Annotated in this window: 6 protein-coding genes; 2 read left to right on the top strand and 4 right to left on the bottom strand. The window is 43.7% G+C overall.

Annotated elements, in window-relative coordinates:
- Positions 1-681 precede the first annotated feature (681 nt).
- Positions 682-2,124: an AAA family ATPase gene (locus NAF19_RS26000; RefSeq protein WP_252793291.1), complete on the top strand. Its 1,443-nt coding sequence runs from the start codon at positions 682-684 to the stop codon at positions 2,122-2,124.
- Positions 2,125-2,388: 264 nt separating this feature from the next.
- A complete protein-coding gene (locus tag NAF19_RS26005; protein ID WP_252793292.1) occupies positions 2,389-2,820 on the top strand; it encodes a hypothetical protein in 432 nt (143 codons plus the stop codon).
- Positions 2,821-3,182: 362 nt separating this feature from the next.
- On the opposite strand, the gene NAF19_RS26010 is transcribed toward NAF19_RS26005, so the two are convergent.
- From NAF19_RS26010 to kaiC, 4 genes are all read right to left on the bottom strand, one after another.
- Complete coding sequence (locus NAF19_RS26010; RefSeq protein WP_252793293.1) at positions 3,183-4,409, bottom strand: MFS transporter; 1,227 nt, start codon at positions 4,407-4,409, stop codon at positions 3,183-3,185.
- 239 nt (positions 4,410-4,648) lie between these two features.
- Positions 4,649-4,858: a PAS domain-containing protein gene (locus NAF19_RS26015; protein WP_252793294.1), complete on the bottom strand. Its 210-nt coding sequence runs from the start codon at positions 4,856-4,858 to the stop codon at positions 4,649-4,651.
- 541 nt (positions 4,859-5,399) lie between these two features.
- Positions 5,400-6,011 (bottom strand): chemotaxis protein CheB, encoded by a 612-nt coding sequence (locus NAF19_RS26020; RefSeq protein WP_252793295.1) that lies wholly within the window; start codon positions 6,009-6,011, stop codon positions 5,400-5,402.
- Complete coding sequence (kaiC, locus tag NAF19_RS26025; protein ID WP_252793296.1) at positions 6,004-7,530, bottom strand: circadian clock protein KaiC; 1,527 nt, start codon at positions 7,528-7,530, stop codon at positions 6,004-6,006. The genes NAF19_RS26020 and kaiC overlap by 8 nt, the downstream gene beginning before the upstream one ends.
- Between the last annotated feature and the right edge of the window lie 773 nt (positions 7,531-8,303).

The raw sequence follows: 8,303 nt of genomic DNA on the forward strand, positions 1-8,303 counted from the left end.
CCTATTCAGATCAGTCACATGGAGATAAGGCCAAAGCTTGCGACTTATTATTAAGTCGCAGGCACATCAAAAACAGGTTAAATTTTTGACGTAAAGCGTTTATTCCAGGTGATGATTCAGCTTTATAAAGTTTAATACGTTTAAAATGTTACAAAGGTTGCAGGGGGAAGTCCGGAAAGCCGGGAGAGACCGGGAAATCAGAACGAAAAAAAAACTTCCGCAGTCTTAGCTCGTAGAGCGTTATCTGATCTCTATCCGTGATCATAGGATTCCACGCTGGTAAAGTGTTCCATTTTTGCACGCCGAACACCCCGAACGCTATGGAACACACTCATTATCAAACTATTGAATTTAACGCATCAGCAATTAACTGATAATCAATAGATTTAAAATCAACGCTCACCTCGCGTCCTAAAAAAATCAATGCTTCGACCCAATGCCCAATGTCATTAAGTTAAGGGAATTAGCCCCACCTAAATCCTCCCCGGTAGGGAGGACTTGAAAAAAAATAAACGCGGGCGAAGCTAAAGTCTCCCCAACCGGGGGAGATTTAGAGGGGGCTTTACGCTTTGGTTTCCTTAACTTAATGACATTGCCCAATGCCTTTACCCCTACTGACAAAACAGTGTCAGCACTTTAACCATTACAACTATTTAAATTTGTTGTAAACATTATCCCCCCATGCAAACTAACCCACCTTACGAACGCCCGCCTATGATTGAGCAACTGCGCGCCGAAGGCCGCGGGCTACCTTTCCGCCCGGCTAAAAGAAACCGCCCCGAACCCACACCACCCAGTCCCGAAGACATTCGCCGCATGTTTACCATCGAAAACGGCAACCGCTGGCTGGAGCTTGCACGGCGCGAACCCGAAGCCAAACAGCTATTCGGCGAACTTTGGCACCAGGGCGAACTCTGTATGCTGTTTGCCGACACCAACATTGGCAAATCCATACTGGCCGTGCAGATCGGCGAAAGTATAGCCCGCGGACAAACCATTGCACCCTTCACCTGCCAGGCGCCGCCCGCCCGCGTGCTTTACATCGATTTTGAGCTGAGCCAAACCCAGTTTGGGCTGCGGTACAGCCAGGGCGAAGAAGACTACCAGTTTTCAGATAATTTTTTCCGCGCCCAGTATAATTTTATCCCCGACCCGCCGCCCAACGTCAACGAAAACGAGCTGCTTATTGCAGCAATCGAGTATAAAGTAAATCAGGCTAAGGCTACCGTACTCATTATCGATAACATTACCTGCCTGCGCGGCGGCACCGAAAATTCGGCGGTGGCGCTCGCGCTCATGAAAAGCCTCAAATCGTTAAAAACCGAGCATAACCTGTCTATTCTCGTACTGGCCCATACCCCCAAACGGCGCAACGCCACCCAACCCATCAGCGCCGACGACCTGCACGGCAGCAAACTGCTCATCAACTTTGCCGACAGCGCCTTCGCAATCGGCAAAAGCACTGCCGACAATGATCTTTGCTACCTCAAACAAATCAAGCAGCGCAACACCCGCCAGCGCTACGGCCACGATAATGTAGCCCTTTGCCGCATCCAGAAACCCGGCTCGTTTTTGCACTTCCAGTTCGAAGGCAACAGTCCCGAACGCCAACACCTGCTCACCCGAAACGCCGCCGACCGCCGGCAATTGGCCAATAAAATAGCCACCCTCTCCGCCAACGGCCACAGCCAGCGTGAAATCAGCAAACTGCTGGGCATAGGCCTTGCCACGGTTAACCTGCTGCTGCGCCGGGGTTTAGAACGTTCAGATGGGGAAGGATATGCAGTTGCACTAATGACCAATGACCAAGAAAACCGTCCGCATGTAAAAGAAGCGGCCATGTGCGATTCCCTCCCCGGGGAGGGCAGGGAGGGGTATTCGGAGCCGGGAATTACCTATGAAGAAAGTCCTGACACGGACTACACAACCGCACAAGATATACAGCCCCCACCAATGACCAATGGCGTAATGACCAATGACCAAACAATAGCGCCCCATTTAATTCCCAAACCCTACTGGGGCATGAAAACATCAGTAATTGATATGGCGCTCACGCCCGAACTGCTGGAACAAATATTACGGACAACGACGCGCGAAAATTCCATCCGGAAAGAAGGGAAGTGATAACTTTAAGTGAAATACCCGCGCGTCATTGCGAGGAACGAAGCAACCTCTACTAAGGACAATCAACGAACCTTTACACTTTTAGAGCTCTTAAAACCGCTTGATTGGTAACCACAATGCCATTACTTCTTGACTAGCGTGTGCAGAGATTGCTTCGTTCCTCGCAAAGACGATATGTTGGCTTTAAACATTCGACCCATGGTTACAATTACCTATAACCCGCCCACAAAAACATTTTTTTCAAACCAATTACCCCCCAAACCCATGACCAGCGAATTCACCACATGGTGCAGCCACTACTACCAGCTCACCAACCTATTTGCAGAGCGCAACGAACGCTTCAAAAACCTGTTAGAGAACGCCCCATCCTACACCGGGCAAAACAATTTAAGCGATTTAGACGCCATAATCAGCTATAACCGGAAGGTACAAGCCGCAAAAGCCAAAGCCGACAAAACATTTAAAGACCTAACCGAAACCGGGCGCACCATACTGGCGATAATGCGGTATTTTGAAATATCACCCCGCACCGTGCTCACCGGCCAAATACCCGGCGAACTGGAGTACGAAGTCTGGGCCAATGAAAAGGACCAGGTTTTTATTGGCAAAATCAGGGACCTGCCACAAGAGGCACTTAACCCCAATATTATTTATATCAAATGTTGGAATGGTGATAAGGATGAGGGTGATGATTAATAGTCCGGCATTAGGGGAAAATCATCCCCGCGCATAATTGGGGAAGGATCCGCCAGCTGGCAGACTGCTAAGGATAGTAAAGGATCCTCAATTAAGAAGAATTTCCGTTGACAATTCAAACTGTCGCCTCTATAATTTTGGCTAAAGCCACCAACATGCTTATCGGGTCCCGTCCCTTAAAAGGGACGGCAATGAAACAGTTCTTTTCAATTCATTGCCGTCTGGCTTTAGCCGACGGGAATGATAATTTATCAAAGAAGGGCTTTAGCCAAACCCCACCTATTCAAACACTTTTGCTTGAATGCCAGTAATTTAAGCGATTGACGCGCCCGGATTGGCCGACCTGGAACTTGCCAAATCCTTTAATCCGCAATTGCCGGTGCCTGCTTTCTTCTCACCCCAACTAACACCAGCATTATTACAACCGATAATAATATAAACACCAGGTAGCTATAGCTCAAATTAAGTTGATCTTTAGCAGGAATGACCGCTACCACAACATAAGTAAGCAGCGAAAGAAGCACATACACCATGCCGCCCGTAAACCCGCCCGACATACCCGCATTTTTTGGGAACCTGCTTAAACAGTAGGTAAAATAATTATTATAGGTAAAACCGGCGCCCACATGTATCACAAAAGCAAAAAATAGCAGCACATAAACATTGTTCACAAATTTTGCAGTTACAATCATTAATACTACCACTATAAGCTGCACTAAAATATTGATAAACAGCTTACCAAAAAACGGCCGGTTGATCAATGCTTTACCAATAAAGCCACCAGTCATCCACGCCAGGCCCAAAATAAGCGAACAATAACCCGCAACAACCGGTGTAAATTTAAAGTGATGCTCAATAATAAACGGCCCGGTCATGTTATACATGATCACCATCGAATAAGCAAAGGTCAACATCAGTATACCGAGGCTGAACGTAGTTGCTTTGATCATTTCGACGTATATGGCAGCTATTTTTTTTAGATGGAATGCTGTGCGGTGCCGGATAGTTTCGCCGCTGTATAAAAGTTCCAGCACAGCTATAATTGATGCCAATGCCGCCAGGAAATAAAAATTTGACTGCCAGCCGAACGTATGTTGAAAATAGCCTCCCAGGAATGGGGCCACTATTGGCCCGGCAGACCAAATAATGGTAAACATGCTGAGGTAATGTTTTAACTGCGCTCCTTCGTATACATCCACAAAATAGGCCCGCTTGGCTATTACTATCATAGCCACCGTAATACCGTGAACTATCCGCATGGCATAAATTACGTAGATATTATGGGTGACGGCAATAATTATGCTTGCCAAAATAAACACCATGAGCGCGCCAGTACTGAATTTGTATCGCCCGAATGAGTCTAAAACACTGCCCAGGAACAATTGCGAGGTGCCATAGCTGATCAGGAACAGCGTGAGGGTTAATTGCACCTGTATACTGCTGATGTGCATCTCGGCGCCCATATTGGGTAACGAAGGAATATAAATGTCTGTAGCGAACCCCGACAGGGGCAACAAAGCAAACGCCAGTATAGTTGAAACCCGCTGATTTTTGACTTGTGATGTTGTTATAGCAGATGTGGTAAGCATTTGCCGCAAAGGTAACAATAGCCCAAATGCGGATTGTTTGCTGGAAGTAATAAAGAAAAAGGGCGTTGTTTGAGCCCCGCCGCGCCGGTTCAATCGTCTCGTGTGAACCCAAAAACTGGTCAGCGTTCCGCTGACGTCAACAAACAATCTTCGGCGGAATTTCCGGATCAGTGTGGCTACTCTGGCAAAATATGCAACTATTTCCCGGCATTACTAAATGCCTATCGTAAGCGGGACGCTTACATTTGCTTGGGTTCAAGCGAGACGCTTGAACCGGCGGGATTATCTGGGAATACATCGAAAACATCCCGACCTATAATACTTTCTCTTATCGTCTTAGTAGCGTTTAAATAAGAATCAGATACTGCTACTATCGTAAAATCTGTATTTAACATCAGCAGCAGCGCCGATGATTGTTCAAAAGAAGCTTTATAGTCTATAGTATCCATATTCCATTGTTTGTATGTAGTTAAATCAACAAAAATGGAAAAAACAAGACAGCACTATTTGTTCTCTCTCCTCGTATTGAAGGTGTTTTTAGGTTGGTAAGTTAGTTAATTGAATTTATTTTTTACCTAATAGAAAAAGCATGATATTTTATGGTTTCTTCGGCAACAGTGTTGCTAAAAAGAAAAATATATTTAAACTCAATTTACGGATTAAAATTTAATATGACCTACAACATTGATTTACAATTTATATCTTAAATTGTTTCATGGGTTACATATTTATAAGGAGTATTAATTAAAAAAAACACGCAAGTGTAACAGTATTTGCGAGGTTTTTGTAGCCAAAACGGGACTTTTCTTAAACTAACTTAAAGAAGATTTACAAAAACAGCCTGCTTACGGGCCTAATAGGCACATAGAAGATTACAGGGCGGGATAAAAGTTCAACCATCTATGTATTTAGCAAAATATATGAGACATTATTTTAAGGTCGTTTAATCTCATGGATTATACAAAAAGGTTCTATCAAATGGAATTTATTTCAGGTCTTAAGCGCAGCTGCCAAACTTTTTAGTTTACCTGGAATTTCGTCGAGAGGTAGAACGAAATCTACATTACCCGAGTCCTGGGCGCTGAGCGGCATGTGATTTACTTCGGCAGACATATCTTGAGCAAAGGTTTTCCCTCCGTTTGCCTTGATTTGCTTGCAGCCCTTTGTGCCATCACCGTCATATCCGGAAAGTACAATACCAATCGCACGCTCGCCCATTTCCTCTGCCAAAGAGGTAAAAAATAAATCCACCTGTTTATTCCTGCCAGAGCGTGGGGAGATGACTTTGAAGGTATAATTTCCCATTAGAAGATCCGCGTCAGGAGGAATCACATAAACGCAATTTGCCTGGATTAGCATCGCTTCAGCAGCCACTCTTACAGTCATTTTGATATGGCGCGAAAGAATTTCAACTAACTGACTAATGGCGGTGGGGTTCATGTGAGAAATAATGACAAAGGCCATCCCTGTATTTGACGGCATAGCATCCAATAGTGCCTTATATGCATTAAGTGCTCCCGCTGAGCCGCCAATGCCAACAATGAGGTTAGGGTGTAATTCTCCCGTATTTACGGAAGATAAACCCTTTTTTTCATCATTCACCTTTATTTTGTTTAGCTAATTTTTCACCCTCAGAAACATTTTTACCGATCTTCTTTTCCTCATTAGCGCCTACTATGGATTTGCTATCCATTGGCACCAATTTAATTCCATTATCACTCAAAATTAATTTGTGGACATCACTGTCGTGGCCCGTGCCGCGAGACTTAACAATGAAAAGTCCACGGATGCGTTTTTTACTGACATCTTCTTCTAACTCTCTTACTACGATCCAGGTGTCGATTAAAGAGGAGACTCCGATTTCACCGCTTGTGTCGTTTTGTGACGCTGAAGAAACAAGGCTTGTAAAAAAGCTTGTAATGCCATTGGATTTTAAAAGATCGATCATGCGGGTAATCATTGATCGGATTTCTCGCTGGTCCCCCTCTCCAATAATGCTTGTCAGGGGATCTATGACAACCGCTTTCGGTTTGAATTCTGCAATCAGCTTATACAGATCGAGTAAGTGCATCTCCAACCCAAAAAAGGAAGGCCTCGTAGACACGATCTTTAAAAGTCCTTTTTTTATCATCGGTTCAAAATGAAAACCAATGGAACTCATATTTTGAGTGAGCTGCCCTGCAGATTCTTCATAGGACAAGAAAAGACAGCGTTCTCCACGTTTACAACTTGCTAAAGCGAATGCGGCGGCCAAGCTTGTTTTTCCGGTGCCTGCGGTACCTGAAGCAAGCACTGTGCTGCCCACGGTATAACCTGGTTTACCTCCTTTGAACAATTTGTCTAATGATGGAATTCCTGTCGAAACTTTCTTAGCCGAGCCTGGTTGATCAAGCCCTGCTGATGTGATGGGGATTACTGAAAGTCCATCTTTATCAATTACGAAAGGATATTCGTTTGTACCATGTTTTGAACCGCGATATTTAACTATACGGATCCTACGAATGGCAATTTGATCCTTAACCCTGTTATCCAGAAGAATGATGCAATCGGAAATGTACTGCTCCAGGCCATGACGGGTAAAAGTTTCCTGTAACGGCTCTCCGGTAACAACCGCGGTTACTTTTTTTTCCTTAAGCCACCTGAAAAGTCTTTTTATCTCTAAGCGAAGAATACCGACATCTGTGATGCCGGCAAAAATAGATTCAATAGAATCTAAAACAACCCGTTTTGCACCAATGGAATCAATGGCATGTTCCAAACGAACGAATAACCCTTCCAGGTTAAAGTCAAGCTCCTGTATATCTTTGCGCTCCAAAAGAACATGTTCAATCAGGATTTTTTTTTGAGAAACAAGCCCTTGCAAATCCAGGTTGAGAGAAGCCACGTCTTTATAAAGTTCATCTTCTGTTTCTTCAAAGGACATGAATACGCCTGGCTCTTTGAATTTGATCGCACCGTTGATTAAAAAATCAATCCCAAAAAGGGTTTTTCCGGAGCCGGCACTTCCACTAACTAAAGTGGTCCTGTATTTCGGAAGGCCGCCTTCCGTAATTTCGTCAAAGCCTTTAATGCCGGTAAGGCACTTTTGTAGTTGCTTAGGAAGATCGGTGCTTTTTTTCATGTTGTTTTTACGCTCACAATTTTACTGTACGCTCAACCGGTCATATTTATAACAGGAAACCCTCGATTAGGGCATTAAATATAATGAGCATACAGCAGTATAAACAATAACCACAAAGGTTTGTGTTAATGGAATTGATTTAAAACCCAAGAGTCCGAATGTTGTTAAAACTATACCTAAAATTACGGCACCGATAATTGCCGAGAGATTAAGGAAATCTTCATTTGTTCCTGACCAAATCGAACTAAATGGAAAAAAGTATTGATTGTCGGCACTTACTAATTATAGAATTTCATAAGTTACCCCTTAGGTATTATTGTTAGCGTCTATAAAAGAAAGTTTGATTGAAACACGCAAGTACGACGGTACTTGCGTGTTTGATGTACTCAGAGCGGGAGTACATATATAGAATTCTTAGAATTTAACGAAATAAAACAATGTAACAAAAAACCGCTTTATTAAGCATTTTAAGTAGATATTTATAAAATTAAATAAAGTAAAATAAATTAGGATATAGTAAAAAGTGTATGTAATTTTAGGATATACATACAGTTGACACATACAGTCATGGCAAAGCCCAAATTCTACTTAGAACCCCGCCCCACCGGCGACGACAAAGAAAATGACAAAAATTCAAAACCTGAAGACGCTTTACAGTGACTATTCCGGGGAAACTGACCACTCCATTCCGTGGCAAACTGACCAGGCAATTCCCTGGCGAACGGGTTCAGCGAGAGCTGTAAAAGCGTTGTGTTAAAAGTAGTTATTTAAAA

It is taken from the genome of Mucilaginibacter flavidus, from assembly GCF_024055575.1.
Taxonomy (GTDB): domain Bacteria; phylum Bacteroidota; class Bacteroidia; order Sphingobacteriales; family Sphingobacteriaceae; genus Mucilaginibacter; species Mucilaginibacter flavidus.